We start from the raw sequence: 21,949 nt of genomic DNA on the forward strand, positions 1-21,949 counted from the left end.
CGCCATGGAGCTCGCCGGTATCACGCGCGACGGGCTGGCCGACTATCTGGCCCGCCAGCTCGATCATTTCTTTCCGGACGGCGTCGAGACACGTTCCGGCATCGCGCGCGACCTGGGCGAAGCGCTGGGCCGGCTCAACCGCTGCATCAACGCCGTGAAGATGTGGCCGCAGGACCGCTTCCACTATCTCCATTCCGAGCAGAACACGATCTTCCTGGCCTATCTCGCCAACACGGTCTGGCGCAACCGGCAGGATGCGACGCTCGCGACCAAGCTGTTCTATCTCAACAAGACGCTGAACGGCTTCCACTGCTTCTACGACACCGACCTGCCCGAGCGCTTCTTCGTCGGCCATTCGCTGGGCATCGTGCTGGTGCGGCTCAAATATCCGGAATATTTCGCGATCTATCAGAACTGCACGGTCGGCAAGAACCATGGCGCGGCACCCACGCTCGAAGAGGGCATCGTGATGTATCCGGGCAGCGCCATCATCGGCGACTGCCATGTCGGCGCCCGCAGCACGATCGCGCAAGGCTGCTCCCTGATCGATGCCGACAGCCCCGGCAACTGCCTGGTCTTCAACGCCGACCGCAAGCCCGTCTTCAAGGCCCCCAAACAGGACATCCTGGCCGACCTGTTCCGGCTCTGAGCCGCTGCCTGGCTGGCCTCCCTGGTGCCTCCCGGCACAACACAGCGCCCTTTGTCCGCCTCGGTCGCCCCTCTAGACTTGGAGGGTCCAGCCCGCCGGGAGAAGCGACCCATGACCCCACGTGATGACACGCAGCCGGCGCCGAGGCCGGCCTCGTTGCAGCATTTCGACCGCGATCCGCTGCGCTCGCGCAGCATGCCGGGCAGCTACTACTACGACCCCGGCATCTGGGAGCGCGAGAAGCGGGCGATCTTCCATCGCACCTGGCAGTATGTCGGCCATCGCTCGATGCTGCCCAGGCCCGGCAGCTACATCGTGCGCGAGATCGCGGGCCAGAGCGTGCTGCTCCTGCAGGATCGCGATGGCCGGATCCGCGCCTTCTTCAATGTCTGCCAGCATCGCGCCCATCGCCTGCTCGAAGGCGAGGGCCGGCTCAATGCCGCGGTCATCACCTGTCCCTATCACGCCTGGGCCTATGATCTGGCCGGCACGCTGCGCAGCGCGCGTGGCAGCGAGAAGATGGCCGATTTCGACAAGACGGCCTTCTCGCTGGAGCCGGTCCGGCTCGATTCCTTCCTGGGCTTCCTCTTCGTCAATCTCGACAGTCAGGCCGAACCCTTCGACAAGGTGGCGGGTGGCCTCGCTACCGAACTCGCCGCCTTCTCGCCCCAGGCCGCCGATCTCAAATGCGTCTATCGGCGCGACTATCCGCTGCGGGCCAATTGGAAGAACTCGGTCGAGAATTTCTCCGAATGTTTCCACTGCCCGATCTCGCACAGGACGCTGGTCGAAGGCGCGCTCGACTATCCTTCCTATCGCATCACCGCGCATGAGCATCACCACACCCATCGCAGCCGCGACAAGGGGCCGAACCAGGGTTACGGCACCAAGACCGACCAGGCCGCGAAGCAGAACGAGTTCGGCAGCTGGCTGCTCTGGCCCAACTGGTGCATCGAGGTCTATCCGGGCGGCAATCTGACCGTGTTCCATCACGCCCCCGTCGGCCCGGAGCAGACCGTCCAGAAGGTCGAATGGTATTTCCCCAACGACCCGCCGACACCTGAAGAGCAGGAAGTCATCGACTTCGTCCATGGCGTGCGGCTCGAGGACATCCCCATCTGCGAGAGCGTGCAACAGGGCCAACACAGCCTTGGATACCGCCAGGGCCGCTTTGTCGTCGACGCCGAGCGCTCGGAGATCAGCGAGCATGCGGTGCACGACTTCCAGGTGAAGGTTCTGTGCGCGCTGGGGGATATCGGGTGACTATCTAATCCTCGCCACCTCTGTGCTTATCCCTTCCCCCATGCGGGCTTCGCCCGCGACTCTTGAGAGTTTGCCGGCGAAGCCGGCGGGCGGGGGAAGGTTAGGAAAGGGGGGTGCCACGCACTCGATGCATCGCGCAGCGGCACCCCTCCCCCTATCCCCTCCCGCAAGGGGAGGGGGCGAGATTCCTTTTCTAACCGCTCAATCTCACCGCTAGGAACTCATCCCCATGCCACGTCTGAAAAACAAGATCGCGATCGTCACCGGCGGGTCGCGGGGGATCGGGCGGGCGATCGTGGCGCGCTTCCTGGCGGAAGGCGCCGTCGTCGTCACTGCGGCCCGTGGCGAACCGGCGACGCCGTTTCCGACGACCGAGCGGCTCCACTGGCTGCAGGCCGACGTCTCACGGGCGGAGGATGTGCAGACGCTCTTCGCGACGGCCGAACGCTTCGGCGGCGTCGATATCCTGGTCAACAATGCGGGGCTTCAGCTCGAGCGCACGATCGAGCATACCTCCGAGGCGGAATGGGATCGCGTCATGGCGGTCAATCTCAAATCGGTGTTCCTCTGCAGCCGCGCCGCGATCCCCGCGATGCGCCGGCGCGGCGGCGGCTCGATCGTCAATATCGGCTCCTATGACGGCTTCGTGGCCGATCCCAACCTCGCCGCCTATTGCGCCTCGAAGGGCGGCGTCCATGCGCTGACCCGCGCGGTCGCGGTCGACCATGGAGGCGACGGCATCCGCTGCAACGCGATCTGCCCCGGCTGGATCGAGACCGACATGCTGGAAGCCTATTACCGGAGCCTGCCCGATCCGTCGGCCGCGCGCAGCCGGATCAACCAGATCCATCCGGTCGGACGCACAGGTAAACCGGACGACATCGCCAATCTGGCTCTCTGGCTCGCTTCGGACGAGGCGGCCTTCATCACCGGCCAGCTCTTCACCGCCGATGGCGGGCTGACCGCCCAGGCGCCCCAGCCACCCTGATCCAAGCGGTGCCGAGCCCAAGCTGGGCGCCGGCACAGCGGTGACGGAGCGAGGCGCGCCGCTACGACACGCCGCTCTGCCGCGTCTCCTCGCCCCGGATCCCGATTTTCTTCGCCGGGACACCGCCCCAGATCTCATAAGGCGGCACCTTGCCGCTCACCACGGCCCCCGCGGCGATGACCGCGCCCTTGCCGATCTCCGCGCCGTCGAGCAGTACCGCGTTGGCGCCGACCCAGACATCGTCGCCGATCAGCACCCCGCCTTTGGAGGGCAGGAAGCCCTGCTGGGCGATGGGAATGTCACGACGGTGATAGGCATGGTTGGTCGGAACGATCTGCACGCCCGGCGCCAGCGCGACATCGTCGCCGATCTCGATTCCGCTACCGCTATAGAGCACGCAATGGGGATTGATCATGCAGCGCTCGCCGATGACGATATCGCCGCTCCCGCCGACGGCCCGGATCACGGCAAACTCGAACAGCCTGGAGCCGGCGCCGATGGCTATCTTCGTCCCTCGCACCGAGGGAAAGATACGGGCATCCGGGCTGACCCAGGCCGACGGGGCCACGGTCAGCGCATCGGATGGCGGTTCCGGGGCGGCGGCGAGCTTGTGGGTCATGCGTCCAGGGTCACGCCGCACCCGCCAGCGGTTGATGCAGCCGCGGGTCGCTGTGCTTCAGCAGCCGCGGGCTCACGCCGGAGACGAAGCGGAACAGGGGGTTGGCCATGATCGCCTCGTCCTTCACCGCCAGCATGTTGAAGCCATGCGGGGGACCGTCGAGATAGGTCTCCTCGGGGCGGATCAGCTCGATCGCCTGGCGGCTCATCGGCACATTCGACTCATAGTCGCGCACCGCGAAGAGGTGATAGCCGAAGCCCGAGAGGTAACGGCAGATCTCGGTATTGTCGAGGCCACGCGACCAGTCGGTGTGGTTCCGATGCACCTTGAAGACGAGGTTGGGCGCCTTGCCCTTGGGCTGCGACAGGAAGCGCTCGGCGCTGATGAGGGTGGTGAGCTCGGCACCGGCGATGTCGAGCTTGATCAGCTCCAGCTTGTCGATGCGCTGCGCGCCGGCATAGGTGACGATGGTGGCGGAGGCGAAGGCATCCTCGCTGCCCGGGGCCGCGGGCTCGAGCCGCGTCACGCCCTTCTCGCGCAGCAGGCGCAGATTGGCCTGATCCCGGCCCCAGAGGCCGAGGCGGTTGAAGCGCAGATTGTCGAGACCATTGACCGCCGCGTTGTGGCGCAACATCGTCATCTGCTCGGGGTCCGGCTCGAAGCAATGAACCACGCCGAAGCCGCGGATCTCACGCGCCAGCGGCACGGCCTGGTCGCCGCCCTTGGCGCCGCCGATCAGCACATTGTGCGCGGCTCGGCCGAGCTGCAGCAGCAGGCGCGTCGCCTGCGGCTCCCAGACATGGTCGGGCTGGGCGTCCTGTGCCAGCACGAATTCGCGGGCGATACGGGAGCGGTAGTGGAAATGGAAATCGACGCCGGAGGCCAGGCGCTTATGCATCGGCCCAAGGCATTGATGGAGCGCATCGACGATCGGCCCCGTCACCTCGTCGCGGACATCGAGGCCCGGCCGCGCCAGGCGGACCTCGGCCTGCCGCAGCAGCTGGACGAAACGCACGCGCAACTCTTCGTCTTTGCCGATCGCGCCCAGGGCGTCGATCAGCCGTTCAACCGGATCCATGCTCATGGGTGGGCCTCTCCCGTTCTCGCTTGCGGGGTTCAGTTTGGAGCGCCGACGAGACCGGCAATCGCTGCGCCGAAGCGCTTGGCGAAACCGGGCGCGTCGAGTAGGGGCGAAGCCGCGACCTGCGGGCGCAGCTCGGCGCGCATCTCGACCAGCCGATCCGTGTCGGCGGCAAGACGGCAGGCGGTCTCGACGAAGGCTTCGGACGTCGGCACGCTGAATTCGCCGAGTCCGCAATGATTGAGGATGCTGTGGCCGATGCGCTGATGGAAAGCGCCGCCATACATCGCCACGACCGGCACGCCCATCCACAGGCTATCCATGGTGGTGACGCCGCCGACCACAGGATAAGTGTCGAGCGAGATGTCGAACTGGTTATAGAAGTCGAAATGGGACGCGGTGCGGACATCCTGGCCGATCAGGTCGAGCCTGTCCTCGCCGATGCCATATTTCGAGAACTCGACCAGCATGTTACGGCAAAAGACCAGCGACCGGACTTCGGCGCGCGCCATCAGGAAGCGCGAACCCGGCACCGCCGCCATGATCCGCGCCCAGAGTGCGATCTGCTTCTGGGAGACCTTATAGGTGTTGTTCAGCGTCCCGAAGGTGATGTGGCCATTGCGCTTGAACGGCGATTCGCCGATGGCCGTCTGCGTCAGATTCTCGAAACAGACCCAGGAGCCGTCCATCACCAGCGGCTTCTCGACCAGCAGCCCGTTGCGGGTCGGCGCGTTGAAACGATCGACCAGAAAATGACCGACCGACGGCAGCCCCGAGGTGAAAGGCCAGCCCAGCCAGGAAATCTGATAGGGCGCCGGCTTAAAGGCGAACAGCGGCAGGCGGGAATAAGCGGTCCAGCCGGAGAGATCGAACAGGGCCTCGACCCCGTCGGACTTGATCCTGTCGGCGGCCGTCGGATCGTCCATGTTGTCGATCTCGACGAACGCATCGACCAATTCCACCATCTGGCGCTGAACGGGATCATCGATCGCCGAGACGGCCGAATAGCAGCGCAACTCGAACCGGTCGTGGTCATAATCGCGCAACAGCGGCAGTATGCAGCGCGAGGCAGAGTGATTGCGGAAGTCAGCCGAAACCAGGCCGATCTTGACCTTGCCGGCGCGTTTTACGACGGTGGGCCCGGTCCCCGTTTTCCAGGCGGCCTTCATTTCCAGATCGACGCCTATACGTCGACTGGCGGCAACCATCCGCTGGATATGCTCGTCATCTTCGGCCATCGACAGCAGCGTCAGGAGCGCGGGCGACAAATGCTCGATGGGTGCGGCTTCGATCGCCGGCCAGAAATCGCCGAGCAGCTCGATGCCGTCGAAATCCGCGACGATCTTGAGGATCTGGATGATGCGGCTGAGGGTTGCCGCCTCGTGCTTGCCGTAGTCGGGCTGCATCCGGAGGCCATAGGTCCGGATCGCGGCCTCGTCGAAACGGCGCAGTTTCAGCAGGGCCATGCAGAGATTGAGGTGTGCGAGCAGATGATCGGGCTTGAGCGCGATCGCCCGGCTGTATTTCTCGACTGAAGCCGCGTAGTCGAAACGAAGCGCGTCGATATTGCCGAGAGAATTATGTGCTTCGGCAAGATTGGGGTCGATTTCGATCGCGCGCTTGAGCAGCTGTTCGGCACGCTCATAGTGCCGTGCATTGGTGAAGCGCGTGGCACTTTGCTGCAGCAGTTGAGCGTCGTCGGGGCGGTCCGCGATCACCTTGTCGATCAGCGCGGTCGCTTCCTCGATCTTCCCGATCTCCCACAGGAGGTTGACGAGGTTGATCTGCATGCGCCAATCGTCAGGCGCGAGTTCCACGGCGCGACGGAAATGGAACTCCGCCTCGGTCAGACGGCCGACATTGCCGAGGGCGTTACCGAGATTGCCGTGGATCATCGCATTGTCGGGCTGCGCGGCCAGCGAGGCTTGCAAGGCTTCGACCGCTTCCTGCGGCCGGTTTACCCGCTGCAGCACCAGCCCCATATTGTTGCGTGCATCGGTGTCGCCTGGGACCGCCTCCAGATAGCGAGTGAACGCCTCCGCGGCATCCTTCCAGGATTCGGCGGCGTGGGCGGTATCGGCCCAGTGACGCAGATACTGTACGTTGCCGGGATTGAGCTCGGCCGCGCGCCGGTATAGCGCCACGGCGTCTGTCAGCCGCCCCTCCCTTTCATAGACCGCTGCGAGGTTGCCGTGAGCTTCAGCGCTATTGGGGAGTCGCGCTGTGGCATCTCGCAACACGTCACCCGCCTCGTCCCAACGTTGCAGGGAGGTCAAGGCGGCACCCAAATTGATCAATGCATTGGCGTTGCTGGGATCGCCCTTCAGCGACTTGCGAATCAGTTTGACCGCAATCTCGCTCTCGCCCTGCTGATGGTGAATGACGCCGGAGAGGTGCAAGGCATCGGGTTGAGTCGGTCGTTCTTTCAGAACCCTGTCATAAAGACGCATGGCGTCGTCGAGTTGACCGGCCTGATGCGCAGCCAGGCCTTGCTGCAAGATCGCCAATGTCACCGGCGGCAGGGGCTTGACCGCGGATTGACCGCTCTTCGGGCCGTGGAAACCCTTCGGGTGCCGATTACCGTTGAACGAGCTTTGAGCGCCGACTGCCATGTCCGATAGCCTCTTCCGATTCCAAGAGGATATTGTGTCCGGTAAGGTTGAGGAGGCTTTAACGCCTGTCGACGAGGATGAAGCCTTGAGGGGCGGTGGCCGGCAGCTTTTGCCGGACTCGGCAAATTCTGCCGGGTGCTTTCTGCCGCCACCCGGCAAATTTTGCCGCGACGCGGTTCGTTTACCCGAGTTAACCCGCTGATAAGGCGTCCTGGGGCAGGTTGGCATCTCACTTGCTGCGTCTTTCCCGCCGGAGTCCCTTCCCATGCAGGGACAGGACTCTGGTGCCGTGGCAGGAAGCTACGGCGTTTTCATCCATGTAGGAGATCTCCAAATGTCTATGAACGTTATCTCGAACTACGCCGCGAACGTCGCTCATCGCAACTTGATGACGTCGGACGCTGCTGCGACCTCGTCTCTGGCCAAGCTGTCCTCGGGCAGCCGCGTTGTGTCGGCCAAAGACGACGCCGCCGCGATGGCGATCGGTGCGCGTTTGAACAGCACCGTCAATGCTCTGAAGCAGGCCAGCGTGAACGCCGGCCAGGGCGTGTCGATGCTGCAGATCGCAGACGGCGCCATGGCTCGCGTGAACGACGTTCTGGTGCGTATGAAGACCCTGTCGGTTCAGGCCGGTTCGGGTCAGCTCTCCGCGACTGAACGTGGCATGCTCGACACCGAGTACCAGTCTCTGACGGCCGAAGTGACCCGTATTGCGGCGGCGACCGACTTCAACGGTCAGCAGCTCGTGAACGGTTCGCTCACCACGGTGTTGAATGCCTCGACCTCGAATGCCTTCACAGTCGCCAACGGCGTGGGCAGCATCACTGGCCATGGCTTGACGGCGTCGACCTCCGACAACTACACGCTGTCCTACAGCACGACGGGTCACACCTTCACGCTGACGGCGGCGGCTGGCTCCTACACCGGTGCGATCGCTTCGAGCGCTGTCAACAGCTCGGGCGCGATGATCACGGGTGCTGGCGTGAAGCTCACGGCGGTCGGTACGACCGCTCCCGGCGACGTCGTTCTGTCGCTCAACACCGCGTTCGACTCCACCACGTCGGTCGCGGCGAGCACCAACAACGGCCTGCACTTCACCGGCTCGAGCTCGACCTCGTTCTCGTACAAGGTCGGCGCGGGTACGGATGCGACCAAGGACGTGATCACGGTGTCGGTCGACGGCATCAATGCCGCCAACCTTGCTCTGGCCGGCACGGATATCACGACCACGGCGACGGCCGACGCTGCGTCGGACCTGATCAGCACTGCCATCGACACGCTGAATACCGCGCGTTCGAAGGTTGGTGCCTATCAGAACCGTCTCGAATTCGCCTCGGCCAACCTGTCGTCGGCGATCGAGAACTCCGAAGCCGCTCGTTCGAACCTGCTCGACCTGGATATCGCGTCAGAAATGACGAACTTCACGTCGAAGCAGATCCTGACTCAGGCTGGTGTGTCGATGTTGGCCCAGGCCAACCAGATGCCCCAGAACCTGCTGAAACTGTTCCAGTAATTGCGACAGGCAAGGCCGGAGGGGCATTCCCTCCGGCCGGGCCGGCCGCAAGGGTCCTAGATCGAGGCAACGTGTCATGGAAATCCGCGGACTCTCTTCCCTCCCGGCCCCGGCGCAAAGCAACGATCCGTCGTCTCTCCCGAGCGGGGGCGCGGCGAGCTCCGAGGCCATGACTGCTCAGCGCCAGGCGGTTGCCGAGCGCGATCTGACCGATGCCGTTACCACGGCGCCGGCCCTGGAAATGCCCAAGCTGCCCATGACGCGGGCAGAACTCAGCGTGGACCGTGCAGCGCAGCGCTATGTGGCCCGCATCGTCGACCGCAATAACGGCAAGATGGTCGCCGAATATCCGACCGAGGCTCAGCTCAAGCTCTATGCGATCTCGCGCGAGCTGCTGGGCAAGCTGATGAAGGCGGAGGCCTGATCATGACGACCACGTCCGGAATCAATCTCAGCAATGTCGGTGTCGACAGCACCACGGGGAAGGTTACCTTCTCCGGGCTCTCTTCCGGACTCGACTACCAGTCCATCATCAACGGCATCATCACCGCCAAGACCGTTCCGGTCGACAATCTGAAGACCACGATCACCGACAACACCAAGAAGATCACCGCCTATAACGACCTGAAGTCGCTGCTGCAGACGCTGCAGGACGCGCTGTCGAAGCTGCGCGGCGCGGTATCGATCGACGGCTCGACCAACGTCTTCCAGGCGAAGGACGTGTTCGCGTCGACGACGCGCGCCGACGGCCAGACCCCGTCGAGCGCCTCCAACCTGGTCGGCATGACGGTCACCAACGCGGCGACCCTCGGCAGCCATACGATCGAGGTGCAGCGCACCGCGACTTCGCACAAGCTGGGAACCAAGGCGGTCAGCAGCACCGGGACGGCCCTCGGCCTCGCCGGCAGCTTCGATATGCAGGTTGGCAGCGGCTCCAGCAAGACGTTCACGCTCTCCGCGACCGACACGCTGCAGGATCTGCGCGACCGGATCAACGCGGCCAACACGGGCTCCACGGCGACCGGCGTTTCCGCCAGCATCGTCTCGGTCGGTACCGGCCAGAACTACCTGGTGCTGACGGCCGACCAGACCGGCCAGACCATCCATTTCAGCAACGAGACCGGCGGCGTGCTCTCCGGCCTCGGCATCTCGAACGACGGCGGCACCACGCTGTCGAACCAGCTGCAGGCGCCGCAGACGGCCCTGTTCTATGCCGACGGCCTGCTCGATTCCTCGAAATGGGACACCAAGGCCTTTTCCGGCCCGACCGCGACCCTGGCGTCGGGCGGCGTCTCGGCCGGCAGCCATAGCTTCGAGATCCGCGACGCCAACGGCGCCGTGATCCAGACGGTGAATTACAACGACACCGACAGCCTGCAGACCCTGGCGAGCAACATCACCGCCGGCGGCCTCGGCGTGACCGCCAGCGTCATCCAGTCGGATGGCGGCTACAAGCTCCAGATCGTCAAGACCGACGGCGCCTCGATCGCCTTCGGCGGCGACACCGGCAATTTGCTCACGGCCACCACGCCGGCCAAGGAAAACCTGCTGATCGAGCGCAGCAGCAACACCATCAGCGACCTCTTCAACGGCGTCACGCTCAGCCTCTACGGCGCCGAGCCCGGCACGACCGTCAAGCTCGACATCGATCGCGACCTGAGCGCGGTCAAGACACAGATCTCGTCTTTCGTCACCGCCTACAATGCCGTTCGCCACTTCGTGAACGAGCAGAACCAGACCGACAGCAGCACCGGCGCCAAGAGCGCCGATGCCGGCCCGCTCTACGGCTCGCGCACGCTGTCTTCGATCTCGCAGGCGCTGAGCTCCGTGATCGGCAACGGCACGCAGGGCGTCAGCAAGGCTTTCTCCGTCATCGCTCAGATCGGCATCGATTTCGTCGACAACAACACTGTCACCGACCCCCTCGACAAGGACACACTCAAGCTCAACGAGACCAAGCTCGATTCGATGCTGACCTCGAATCCCGAAGATGTCCGCCGGATGTTCGCGTTCGATTTCTCCTCGTCGGATCCTCGCATATCGCTGTTGGATTTCAACGGCGCGACCGCCTATAGCCAGACCGGCTACACACTGAACCTGACCGATGACGGCACCAACCTCACGGGCGCCACCATCAATGGCGTCGCCGGCTCGACCACCTTCAGTGGCAACACCATCACGGCGACAAACGCCACCGGCGCGAACGGCCTGAAGCTGTTCTATTCGGGCACCGGCGACCTCTCGAACGTCTCGATCAACTTCACGGTGGGCGCCGCCACGCAGATGTTCTTCGATCTGCAGTCGGCTCTCGACGCAACCAGCGGCTCGATCCAGACCGAGGTCGACGCGCTGACCGACCAGAACACTCAGACCCAGACCCGGGTCGATTCCATGCTTGCCAGCATCGACTATCAGAAGACGCTGCTGACCGAGAAGTTCACCAACATGGAAACGCAGCTCGCCCAGATGCAGAGCATCCTGGACAGCATCAAGCAGACCACCGACGCCTGGTCGCAGAAGAACTAAGCCCGGGAGTGACGCCCCGTTAAGGGATCGATTCTATAGTTCGTCCCGGTAAAACGCTTTTGAGACAAGGGCGCTTTTAAACCATGAACGGCACCACGGCCTATCTCGCACGAGAGCTTTCGGCGGCTTCGCCCGCCAAGCGAGTGGCCATGCTCATCGACCGCGCCATCGGCTCCCTCGGAGAAGCCGTTCAGGCCATCGAGCGCGGCGACATCCAGGGCCGCTGGAACGCCAATCAGCGCGCCACCAACATCATCGAGACCCTGTGGCGCACGCTCGACCTCGAGAAGGGCGGCGAGATCGCGGCCAATCTCGAGAAGCTCTACAGCTTCATGCTGAACCGCCTGACCCAGGTCGACATCAAGAACGACCCGGCGCCGGCACGGGAGGTGGCGGTCCTGCTGGAGCCGCTGCGCCGCTCCTGGCATGAGTTGGTCCAGCGCGAGGCCCAGGCCGCCGCGGCCCAGCGCCCCAATCCGAGCGATAACGCCGGCCCCGACCGCCGCATGACGGTCTCGGCCTGAGGGCGGCGTCCTCCTTCTCCTGACCTTCTGACTCCCGCCTCATAAAGAAAGCGCCCTGCCCTTCGGCAGCGGCGGCTTTTGGCGTTCCCGCACTGAACACAGGGCCGCGCCCCACTCTGCTCGATGGGTGTTCATGGAGCTCGGCCGGAGTTCATCCTCCGGCCGACCTAAGACCGGACCCGGGGGCCAGGGTGACGACTGAGCGCCTGCGCACCACCCAAACGATCTATGCCCCCACTCCTTCACCATATTGGCAGGGCATTTGCTGACTGAGCCTCGGCCCGGGGCCCGCGCCCCCGGCTGATCCTTGGCGAACAGGGATTTCGAGGGTCCACCCCGGCAGGAAGCGGCCGGTCCTGCGGCAGAAACTGCCGGCAATGCCCTGAAAAACTTGCCTCGCATTGGTTCGATCTTCGGCCGGCCCGCCAACCATCGAAAAATATCGTTGCTCTTTCAAATGGTTACAGGTTGGCCCGGCAGTTGGCCCGCCGCTTGCCTTATCTCCCTCTGAAAGACCCGTCGCGCGCGTCGTCCATCCCAAGGGACGGTTCGCCACCGACAAGGAAGGGGCGGCAGCGCCGCATCGGGTTTTAGGACACGCCGACGCCGTGACATGGGCCCCGAAAAGGGCACGGCAGGCACCTGAAGTTCAGGAGACAGAAGATGGCTCTCAACGCGATTTCCAACTACGCCGCCAACGTCGCGCACCGCAATCTGCAGGCGTCGGATGCGGCCGCGACCTCGTCGCTGGCGAAACTCTCCTCAGGCAGCCGCGTCGTGTCCGCCAAGGACGACGCCGCCTCGATGGCGATCGGCTCGCGCCTCAACAGCCAGGTGCAGGGTCTGCGCCAGGCCAGCGTCAATGCCGGCCAGGGCGTCTCGATGCTCCAGGTCGCCGACGGCGCCATGGCCCGCATCAACGACGTGCTGGTGCGCATGAAGACGCTGTCGGTCCAGGCCGGTTCGGGCCAGCTCTCGAACACGGAACGCGGCATGCTCAATACCGAGTATCAGCTGCTGCTGGCCGAAGTGAACCGCATCGCGGCTTCGACCGAGTTCAACGGCAACCAGCTGGTCAACGGATCGCTGACGACGGCGGGCGCCGGTCTCAATACCAGCGGCGCCTTCGCGACGGCCGACGGCATCTCAGGCATCACCGGCCACGGTTTGACGACCACGACCGCGGCGACCGACAATTACACGCTGAGCTACAGCTCGGGCAATGCGACCTTCACATTGACCGACGGCACCAACAGCTATAGCGGCGCGATCGCGTCCACCGTGCTCGCCGCCAACGGCACCATGCTCACGGGCGCCGGCGTCAAGCTGCTCCCGACCGGCACGAACACCGGTGACCTGGTCCTTTCGCTGAATACGGCCTTCCAGTCCCAGACGACCGTCGCCCCGGGCGCCGCCAATGGCCTGCATTTCTCGGGTTCGAGCTCAGCCACCTTCAGCTTCAAGGTCGGCACCGGCACGGATGTGACCAAGGACGTGATCAGCGTCGCGATCGACGGCATCAGCGGGGCCAATCTCGGCATCAACGGCACCGACATCACGACCATGACCACCTCGGACATGGCCTCCGACCTCCTGGGCAACGCGATCGACATCCTGAATACGTCGCGCGCCGCGGTCGGCGCCTATCAGAACCGCCTCGAATTCGCCGCCGCCAACATCTCCTCCGCAGTGGAAAATACCGAAGCGGCCCGATCCAACCTGCTCGACCTCGATATCGCGTCGGAAATGACGACCTTCACCTCGAAACAGATCCTGGTGCAGGCCGGTGTGGCGATGTTGGCGCAGGCCAACCAGATGCCGCAGGACCTGCTCAAGCTGTTCCAGTAACGGCCGGCAGATCCCGCGAACCCGATACAAGAACCAGAACAAAAAGAAAAAGGACGACCGTCATGACCATCATTCGCCACTGCGACATCGACAGCCTGATCGAAGCCGAACCCGCCCGCCGCATCGTGATGCTCTATGACGAGGCCATCGCGGCCATCCGCATCGCCGGCATGGCGGCCGCTTCGGGGGATATCGAGGGTCGCTGCAATGCCGTCACCGCGGCGATGGAGATCGTCGGCTTCCTCTATGTGACGCTCGACACCGAGCAGGGCGGCGAAGTCGCCGCCAACCTCGGCTCGATCTACGCCCACATCATGGCTCAGCTGCCGCGCGTCAATGTCTATAACGACATCGAGACGGCCGAGCGGATGGTGAACATGCTGGAGCCGCTGCGCGACTCCTGGAACGAGCTCGCCGGGATGACCGGCCTCGTTTCGATGTCGACCGCCGAGCTGCGCGCCGCCGTCTGATCTTCAGTCACCGACCAGCGGCGCCAGGAAGGCGACGGCTCCATGGAAGCGATCCAAACCGATAATGGTACGACCGGTACCGCCCAGAGCCTTTTCGGCAAGGCTGCGGGTCAAGCGGGAAAGGGCGGCGGCATGTTCGCCGCCCTGCTCGCCCTGGTCGGACGCCAGGGCGGCAATGCCAAGGAAACCGAGCAGACGGGCGATGGCTCGGCCAACGCCGCGGCCGGCCTGCAGGGTCTTCTCGCCCTGTTCAATCCAATGATGGCCAACAACCCGGCCACCGATCAGAACCTGATCGGCGACAGCGGATCGGATCCGCTGACCGCCATCGCCTCGGCGAACGGTCTCGATCTCTCCCAGCTCAGCGACCGCAACAAGCTGGCCTTGTTGGCGCAGGCTCTCGCCAATGCCAAGAATGGCGACATGTCGGCCCTGACCGGCGACGACAACGCGACCGATGCCGGCAGCGCGACCGATCCGACCGCCTCCGACAAGACGGCCAGCCAGACGGAGCCGGGGCAGACCGTGTCCCCCGCCGATCTCGATGCCATTCTCGCCGAGCTTCGTGCCCGCGCCGCCGCCAAGTTCGGCGCCGACAACGGCAAACCAACCTTCACCCAGGACGGCACGAACGCGGCGCTCGCGCCCAAATCCGATGCCGTGATCCCAACCGGCCCCAGCCAGACGCCGCTGATCCAGGACGGCACGCTGGGTCTCGATCCCGCCGCCACGACCTCGCCGGTGACGGCCACGGACAACAAGTCGACGCCGCCCACCTCGCCGGCCCATCCGGCCGTCGCGGCCGGCAGCTTCATCAGCCTCGAACCCAAGCCCGACGCCGACAAGCCGTCGGAGGATGGCACCTCGCCCAGTGATGGCGACGGCACCCCGATCGACAGCAAGAGCACGGCCGCGGCGCCCTTGCCGGACGGCGAAGCGCCGCCCGCCAAGACGCCCGATCCTGCCACCAGCCCGTTCCAGAAGGTCGAAGTGGCACCACCCCAGACCAAGAAACCGGATACCCGCGACACGACCCCGGCGGTCTCCGCCGTGGAGAGCGCCAAGAAGGCGGAGCCCAAGTCCGAGCCGGCGCCGACCGGCACCGCGAGCGACGGTCGCGCCGATAAGGCCGCGTCCGACGACAGCAACAAGACCCCCGGCCCCAGCGACGCAGCCGACAGCGCCAGCGCCAGCAACACGACCGCCAATACGGGCGCCGTCGATCCGCGCACCCATATGGCCGCCCGCACCACCATCCAGGTGCCTGCCGACAAGCTCAGCCAGTTCCTGACCCAGGATGACCAGCTGCCGCTGCAGATCCAGCGCGCGGTCGCCAACGGGCGCGACCACATCACCATCCAGATCGTACCGCACGATCTGGGCCGCATCGAGATCAAGCTGGACTTCGACCGCTCCGGCACGATCAACACCGTCATCGCCGCCGACCGGCCGCAGACGCTCGAGCTGCTGCGCCGCGACGCCGGCGGCCTCGAGCGCGCGCTCCAGGATGCCGGCTTCAAGACCGACGGCAGCTCCCTCAGCTTCAATCTGCAGGGCGAGCAGCGTCAGCAATATCAGAACCAGCAGAACAATCCGGGCCCGGCCGCCTGGCAGGCCGCGACCGCGGTTGCCGACGAGGCCGAACGCAGCTACCGCCCGACCTACCGCATTGCCAGCACAGCCGATGCGATCCGTGCCGCCGCCGATGGCCGCGTGAACATCGCCGTATAAAAGGAGCAAGGCAACATGACCACCGTCAATGGCGTCGGAACGAACACGGGCACCAGCTCCAATGGTGGCACCAACGCCCTGTCTTCCTTCTCCAAGAATTTCGACAACTTCCTGACGCTGCTCACCAAGCAGCTCCAATATCAGGATCCCATGTCGCCGCTCGACACCAACCAGTTCACCCAGCAGCTGGTCGAATTCACCAGCGTCGAGCAGCAGATCGAGACCAACCAGAAGCTGGATTCGCTCCTGGGCGTGCAGTCCGACAACCAGGCCATGGCGGCGCTGAGCTTCCTCAACAATGTGATCGAGGCCCAGAGCGACCAGGTCATGCTGCAGGATGGATCCGCGCAGATTTCCTACGACCTCTCGAGCGACGCCCAGACGGCGACGCTGGTGATCAAGGATGCCGACGGCCAGACCGTGCGGACCATTCCGCTCGATGATACCAAGACCGGCTCGCATGACCTGACCTGGGACGGCAAGGACCAGAAGGGCAACCAGCTCGACGATGGCGTCTATGACATCTCGGTCCAGGCGGTCGACGACAAGAATGTCCAGCTCGCCGTGACCACGGGCACGCGCGGCAAGGTCGACGCCGTGCAGCGCATCGACGGCGAATTCCATCTGTCGATCGGCGATCTCGACGTGCCGCTGAGCAAGGTCGGATCGGTGCGTTCGCCAACGGCCAGCGGCAGCTCCACCTGATTGCCTCACCCCCTCACGCCTTCAGAAGAAGACTCTAGGAGAAAAAAATGAGCATTTACGGCGCAATGTTTTCCGGTGTTTCCGGCCTCGCGGCGCAGAGCCAGGCGCTGGGCATGATCTCGGACAACATCTCGAACGTGAACACCATCGGCTACAAGGGCACCAGGGCCCAGTTCCAGACCCTGGTGACCGAAGCCGCGTCGCGTTCGACCTATTCGCCCGGCGGCGTGCGTTCCACCCCGTTCCAGATGATCGACCGGCAGGGCCTGTTGCAGGGCTCCTCCTCGCCGACCGACGTGGCGCTGGTCGGCAACGGCTTCTTCGTCGTGAACGACGCGGCCAATCCGGGCGTCGGCAACAACTACATGTACACCCGCGCCGGCCATTTCACGACGGATGCCAGCGGCAACCTGACCCAGAATGGGTATTTCCTGCAGGGCTGGCGCCTGGACAACCAGGGCAATCTGCCGGCGAACACGAACCTGCTGCAGAGCCTCGAGACGGTGAACGTCTCGAACCTGACCGGCACCGCGCGCCCGACCTCGAACATCCAGTGGGCCCTGAACCTGCCGGCCAACGATATCACCGGCACGACGCATGACACCTCGGTTCAGCTCTACGACAAGCAAGGCACGACGCAGGTCATGAACATGACCTGGGCCAAGACCGGCGCCAATACCTGGTCGCTGCTGGGCAGTCTCGCGGGCGGCGGCAATTACGCCTCCGACGATACCGGTGCTGCGACCTTCGCCGCGTCCACCACGAACTACTTCCCGACCGCGACCCTGTCGGACACGTCCAACTTCGGCCTCACCTCCGCCACCGGTAACATCAGCGGCCTGGTCGGTCCCTTCACGGTGAACGCCCCCGGCGGCGCCCCGCCGAACACCACCACGATCACCGTCAATATCGGCGCCACGCCCTTCACCGCGACGGTGCCGACCGTGGCCGGCAACGATCTGACCAACACGGATCAGCTGACCTTCACCGATGGTGCCGGCGGAAGCTTCACCCTCGACCTGAACGGCGCTTCGACCTACGACCTCGACGTCGCGGGCGATCGCACCACCCTTTCGACCAACCTGGGTGCCGCCTTCACGACGGTCAATTTCCAGAACCACGCCACCAACGGCGTGCCGCTGGCGACCGTGACCTTCAATGCCGACGGAACCCTGGGCGGCATCGTCCCGACGGCGCCCTATGCCACCGTCGACACCAACAACCACCTGAACTTCCTGGTCGACTACGACAACGATCCGCTCACCAACTCGACCCAGGATCGCCAGCAGGTCACGCTCGATCTCGGCACGCCTGGCATGCCCGACGGCGTGACCCAGTTCGCCGGCCAGTATGCCGCCAAGGTGAATGCCCAGGACGGCTTGACCTATGGTTCCTTCACTGGCATCTCGATCAACGAGGACGGCATCGTGACGGCCCTGTTCGACAATGGCGAGCAGCGCGACATCTTCAAGCTGCCGGTCGCGACCTTCCGCAACCCGAACGGCCTCGCCGCCCAGAACGGCAACGCCTACCAGACCACGACCTACTCCGGCGATCCGGTGCTGCTCGAGGCCAACACGGCGGGTGCGGGCAAGGTCTCGCCCTCCTCGCTGGAATCCTCGACGGTCGACCTGGCCGAGGAGTTCACCAACATGATCATCACGCAGCGCGCCTACTCGGCCTCGGCCAAGGTCATCACCACGGCCGACGACATGCTGAGCGAGCTCCTGCAGATCCGCCGTTAATAGCGCAAGCCGTTAACAGCCATTGACGAAACATTGACAAAGCGCCGGCCGTCACGACCCGAGCAGGGTTTGTGACGGCCGAAACGCCAGGATACAGCTCTGCTTAACTGTGCGATTTAGGTCTTCCTTAAAGCGGTTGGCGTTACGCTCAGGACAGGTCGCGGACATTGACGACCGCAACCATCGGTCCAAGACGGAGCGAGACACAATGACGCTCGATCGCCCAGGTAGGTCGCATCGGATCATCGGCCCCGACGGGCTGCCGCTGTCGCTCGACGATCTTCCGCCCCCCGGCACCAAGCGCTGGGTCATTCGGCGGAAGGCGGAGGTCGTCACCGGCGTGCGCGCGGGCCTTCTCACCCTCGAGGAGGCTTGCGAGCGCTATCAGCTTTCCGTCGAGGAGTTCCTGAGCTGGCAGCGTCAGATCGACGCCCATGGCATCAAGGGACTGAGGGTCACGCGGCTTCAGGATTATCGCGAGCCTGCCCGCTATCCGTGATTGGCCTGTTATCCACAGGCCGGGAACGGCGAGCCTGCAGAACGCTAACAACGAATGAATCACCGGGCCGGCAGAACTTGCCGGTTTACCCGGCAAAATCTGCCGCCGATTAATAGCTTTTTCACTTCGCGCGCTTAGCGTCGGGAACATCGATAGGCCCCACGCATCACGGCGCGAATGTCCCTGAAATTCTGTCTGATTTGCCACGCCCCCGATCGTCAGACCGCGAGGGCGTCATGATGGAGACCCTGCGCAAGCTCGGGCCCGTCAAGCTCGGTGCGCTTGGCGGCATTGCCCTGCTGCTGCTCGGATTCTTCGCCTATATCGGCATGCGTCTGTCGACGCCCGACATGGCGCTGCTCTATGGCGATCTCGATCCGGCCGACAGCAGCCATATCGTCGAGAAGCTCGATCAGATGGGCGTGCCCTATCAGATCGGCGCCGACGGCACCTCCATTCGCGTGCCGGCCGACCAGGCGCTCAAGCTGCGCATGAATATGGCGCAGGAAGGCCTGCCCGGCGGCGGCTCGATCGGCTACGAGATCTTCGACCAGCAGCAGCCGCTGGGGACCACCAGCTTCGAGCAGCAGGTCAACAAGCTGCGCGCCATGGAAGGCGAGCTGGCACGCACCATCAAGACCATCGAGCTGGTCAAGAATGTCCGCGTCCATCTCGTGATTCCGGAGCGCCAGCTCTTCGCCAAGGAACAGCCCAATCCCTCGGCCTCGATCATCCTGACCATGGCCGGCGGCGCCGTGCTCGACAAGCAGCAGGTCTCCGCCATCGAGCATCTGGTCGCGGCCGCGGTGCCGGGCCTCAAGCCCAATGCCGTCTCGATCGTGGATTCGACCGGCACGCTGCTGGCTGCAGGGTCGGGCGACGGCGACGATTCGGAGCTGTCGGGCTCGTCGGAGGAAATGCGCCTCGGTTATGAGAACAAGATCCGGCGCAGCATCGAAGAGCTGCTCCAGCGCACGCTGGGCTACGGCAAGATCCGCGCCGAGGTGACGGCCGATCTCGATTTCGATCGCGTGACCACCAACTCCGAGACCTACAATCCGGACGGCCAGGTGGTGCGCTCGACCCAGACCGTCGAGGAAAAGAACAATTCCCAGGATGCGCAGCCCAGCGACCAGGTGACGGTCGCCAACAACCTGCCCAACCCGACCGGCGGCGGCGGCACGAGCGGCTCCACCAGCGCCACCAGCTCGCAGCGCACGGAAGAGACCGTCAATTACGAGATCTCCAAGGAGACCCAGGTCCATATCCGCGAGACCGGCCAGATCAAGAAGCTGTCGGTCGCGGTGCTGGTGGACGGCACCTATTCGACAGCCGCCGACGGCACCAACACCTATGCGCCGCGCTCCGCCCAGGAGCTCGACCAGATCGGCAAGCTGGTCAAGAGCGCCATCGGCTATGACGAGAAGCGCGGCGACACGGTCGAAGTGGTCAATATGCGCTTCGCCGACAATACCGAGATCGGCAGCGATGCCAATGCCGGCCTGTTCATGGGCTTCAGCCGCGCCGACATGGTGCGGATCGTCGAGATGCTGGTGCTGGCCCTGCTGGGGGCGCTCGCCATCATGTTCGGCCTGCGCCCGATGCTCAATCGCCTGCTCTCGCCGCCCAAGCCGGCGACCGCAGGCCAGATCACCGATCAGACCGGCGGCCAGATGGCCCTGCCCTCGCCCGACGGCAGCACCGCGATGACGCCAGGCCCGAATATCGGCGACGAGATCGAACGGATGATCGACATCGGCCAGATCGAGGGCCAGGTGCGCGCCTCCTCGATCAGGAAGATCAGCGAGCTCGTCGCGAAGCACCCCGAGGAGGCCGTCGGCATCATGCGCGGCTGGATGTACCAGGATAGCTGAGTTGGATCGCAACGGAACAACCGACGCCCATCAAAGGTAAGAAGACGTGGCGGAAATTCAGAAGATAGACAGTCTCTCCGGCGCTCAGAAGGCAGCGGTCATGATGCTGTCCGTGGGTGAGGACGGCGCTCAGCGGCTGTTCGCGCTCATGGACGAGGACGAGATCAAGGAGGTTTCGCAGACGATGGCGAACCTCGGCATGATCCACTCCTCCGTGGTGGAGCAGCTGTTCGTCGAGTTCGCCAACCGCATGACCTCGACCGGCTCGTTGCACGGCTCCTTCGAGAGCACCGAGCGGCTGCTGATGAAGGTGCTCGACAAGGACAAGGTCAACGCCATCATGGACGAGATCCGCGGCCCCGCGGGTCGGACCATGTGGGACAAGCTCGGCAACGTCAACGAGGTGGTGCTCGCCAACTACCTCAAGAACGAATATCCGCAGACCGTCACGGTCGTCCTCTCCAAGGTGAAGCCCGACCACGCCGCGCGCGTGCTGACGCATCTGCCCGAAGCCTTCGCCATGGAAGTGGTCATGCGCATGCTGCGCATGGAGGCGGTGCAGCGCGACGTGCTCGACGACGTGGAACGCACGCTGCGCAATGAATTCATGACCAACCTCGCCCGCACCAACCGGCGCGACGCGCATGAGCTGGTGGCGGAAATCTTCAACAATCTCGACCGCAACACCGAGGGCCGCTTCATGTCGTCGCTCGAGGAGCGCAACCGCGACTCCGCCGAGCGCATCAAGGCCCTCATGTTCACCTTCGAGGACCTCGGCAACCTCGACCCGGGCGGCGTCCAGACGCTGCTGCGCGCGGTCGAGAAGGACAAGCTCGGGACCGCCCTCAAGGGCGCGTCGGAGGATCTCCGCGAACTCTTCTTCTCCAACATGTCCGAGCGCGCCGGAAAGATGCTGCGCGAGGACATGGCGGCGATGGGGCCGGTCCGCCTGCGCGACGTCGACGAGGCGCAGCAGGCCATGGTCCAGATCGCCAAGGATCTCTCGGCCAAGGGCGAGATCATCCTGTCGGACAAGAAGGGCGAAGACGAACTCATCTACTAGGACCCGATCGCTGCGGGCCGGTCCGGCTCGCAGTGGAACTCAGGCCCGCACCCACAGACGAGCGCTATGGCAGTTTCCGGCAAGTTCCTGTTCGAGACCTCCTTCGATTCGCCCATGGAAGCGAAGCCGGAGAAGCCGCCTGCGCTCAGGTTCGGCGAAGCCGATCTGCGCCAGGCGCGCGAGGAAGGTCACGCCGCGGGCCGCGCCGCCGGCCGCGCCGAGGCGCGCGCCGAGCGCGA

General features: G+C 64.5%; 18 protein-coding genes. 15 read left to right on the plus strand and 3 right to left on the minus strand.

Translation table 11 applies throughout. The annotated features are described in order from the left end of the window. Window positions 1-4: 4 nt before the first annotated feature. The 3 genes from ACREE8_RS18800 to ACREE8_RS18810 all read left to right on the plus strand — a co-directional run bounded on the left by ACREE8_RS18800 (window position 5) and on the right by ACREE8_RS18810 (window position 2,900). The gene (locus tag ACREE8_RS18800; RefSeq protein WP_431574537.1) at window positions 5-649 is read left to right on the plus strand and encodes a hypothetical protein; all 645 of its coding nucleotides are present in this window, start codon (window positions 5-7) and stop codon (window positions 647-649) included. 111 nt (window positions 650-760) lie between these two features. Further along, on the plus strand, window positions 761-1,912 hold the full coding sequence (locus tag ACREE8_RS18805; RefSeq protein WP_431574538.1) for an aromatic ring-hydroxylating oxygenase subunit alpha: 1,152 nt from the start codon (window positions 761-763) through the stop codon (window positions 1,910-1,912). Between the two features lie 229 nt (window positions 1,913-2,141). Beyond that, entirely contained in the window at window positions 2,142-2,900 is a 759-nt protein-coding gene (locus tag ACREE8_RS18810; protein ID WP_431574539.1) for an SDR family NAD(P)-dependent oxidoreductase, read from the plus strand. Between the two features lie 61 nt (window positions 2,901-2,961). Here ACREE8_RS18810 and ACREE8_RS18815 read toward each other — a convergent pair whose 3' ends face one another. From ACREE8_RS18815 to ACREE8_RS18825, 3 genes are read right to left on the minus strand one after another with little or no spacing between them, the layout of a single operon-like run. Next, a complete protein-coding gene (locus ACREE8_RS18815) occupies window positions 2,962-3,519 on the minus strand; it encodes an acyltransferase (protein ID WP_431574540.1) in 558 nt (185 codons plus the stop codon). A gap of 10 nt (window positions 3,520-3,529) precedes the next feature. Further along, window positions 3,530-4,603: an FkbM family methyltransferase gene (locus ACREE8_RS18820; protein WP_431574541.1), complete on the minus strand. Its 1,074-nt coding sequence runs from the start codon at window positions 4,601-4,603 to the stop codon at window positions 3,530-3,532. Window positions 4,604-4,635: 32 nt separating this feature from the next. Beyond that, on the minus strand, window positions 4,636-7,440 hold the full coding sequence (locus ACREE8_RS18825; RefSeq protein ID WP_431574542.1) for a tetratricopeptide repeat protein: 2,805 nt from the start codon (window positions 7,438-7,440) through the stop codon (window positions 4,636-4,638). A 106-nt stretch (window positions 7,441-7,546) separates the two neighbouring features. Here ACREE8_RS18825 and ACREE8_RS18830 point away from each other — a divergent pair, with 106 nt between their 5' ends. From ACREE8_RS18830 to fliG, 12 genes are all read left to right on the plus strand, one after another. Next, the gene (locus tag ACREE8_RS18830) at window positions 7,547-8,725 is read left to right on the plus strand and encodes a flagellin (RefSeq protein WP_431574543.1); all 1,179 of its coding nucleotides are present in this window, start codon (window positions 7,547-7,549) and stop codon (window positions 8,723-8,725) included. 76 nt (window positions 8,726-8,801) lie between these two features. Next, window positions 8,802-9,149 (plus strand): flagellar protein FlaG, encoded by a 348-nt coding sequence (locus tag ACREE8_RS18835; protein WP_431574544.1) that lies wholly within the window; start codon window positions 8,802-8,804, stop codon window positions 9,147-9,149. A gap of 2 nt (window positions 9,150-9,151) precedes the next feature. Beyond that, the gene (gene fliD / locus ACREE8_RS18840; protein WP_431574545.1) at window positions 9,152-11,251 is read left to right on the plus strand and encodes a flagellar filament capping protein FliD; all 2,100 of its coding nucleotides are present in this window, start codon (window positions 9,152-9,154) and stop codon (window positions 11,249-11,251) included. 83 nt (window positions 11,252-11,334) lie between these two features. After that, window positions 11,335-11,775: a flagellar export chaperone FliS gene (fliS, locus tag ACREE8_RS18845; RefSeq protein WP_431574546.1), complete on the plus strand. Its 441-nt coding sequence runs from the start codon at window positions 11,335-11,337 to the stop codon at window positions 11,773-11,775. A 663-nt stretch (window positions 11,776-12,438) separates the two neighbouring features. After that, a complete protein-coding gene (locus ACREE8_RS18850) occupies window positions 12,439-13,623 on the plus strand; it encodes a flagellin (protein WP_431574547.1) in 1,185 nt (394 codons plus the stop codon). 62 nt (window positions 13,624-13,685) lie between these two features. Then, complete coding sequence (gene fliS / locus ACREE8_RS18855) at window positions 13,686-14,093, plus strand: flagellar export chaperone FliS (protein WP_431574548.1); 408 nt, start codon at window positions 13,686-13,688, stop codon at window positions 14,091-14,093. Window positions 14,094-14,135: 42 nt separating this feature from the next. Next, window positions 14,136-15,824, plus strand: coding sequence for a flagellar hook-length control protein FliK (locus ACREE8_RS18860; RefSeq protein WP_431574549.1), 1,689 nt, complete (start codon window positions 14,136-14,138; stop codon window positions 15,822-15,824). A 15-nt stretch (window positions 15,825-15,839) separates the two neighbouring features. After that, window positions 15,840-16,529, plus strand: a complete 690-nt coding sequence (locus tag ACREE8_RS18865; RefSeq protein ID WP_431574550.1) for a flagellar hook assembly protein FlgD — start codon at window positions 15,840-15,842, stop codon at window positions 16,527-16,529. Window positions 16,530-16,576: 47 nt separating this feature from the next. Further along, entirely contained in the window at window positions 16,577-18,274 is a 1,698-nt protein-coding gene (locus ACREE8_RS18870; RefSeq protein WP_431574551.1) for a flagellar hook protein FlgE, read from the plus strand. A gap of 208 nt (window positions 18,275-18,482) precedes the next feature. Continuing rightward, window positions 18,483-18,773 carry a DUF1153 domain-containing protein gene (locus tag ACREE8_RS18875; protein ID WP_151118927.1) on the plus strand — a complete coding sequence of 97 codons (291 nt, stop codon included), beginning with the start codon at window positions 18,483-18,485 and terminating at the stop codon, window positions 18,771-18,773. 236 nt (window positions 18,774-19,009) lie between these two features. After that, window positions 19,010-20,647, plus strand: a complete 1,638-nt coding sequence (fliF, locus tag ACREE8_RS18880) for a flagellar basal-body MS-ring/collar protein FliF (RefSeq protein ID WP_431574552.1) — start codon at window positions 19,010-19,012, stop codon at window positions 20,645-20,647. A 46-nt stretch (window positions 20,648-20,693) separates the two neighbouring features. Beyond that, entirely contained in the window at window positions 20,694-21,710 is a 1,017-nt protein-coding gene (gene fliG / locus ACREE8_RS18885) for a flagellar motor switch protein FliG (RefSeq protein WP_431574553.1), read from the plus strand. Window positions 21,711-21,949 lie beyond the last annotated feature (239 nt).

This window comes from Hypericibacter sp. (assembly GCF_050729195.1).
Taxonomy (GTDB): domain Bacteria; phylum Pseudomonadota; class Alphaproteobacteria; order Dongiales; family Dongiaceae; genus Hypericibacter.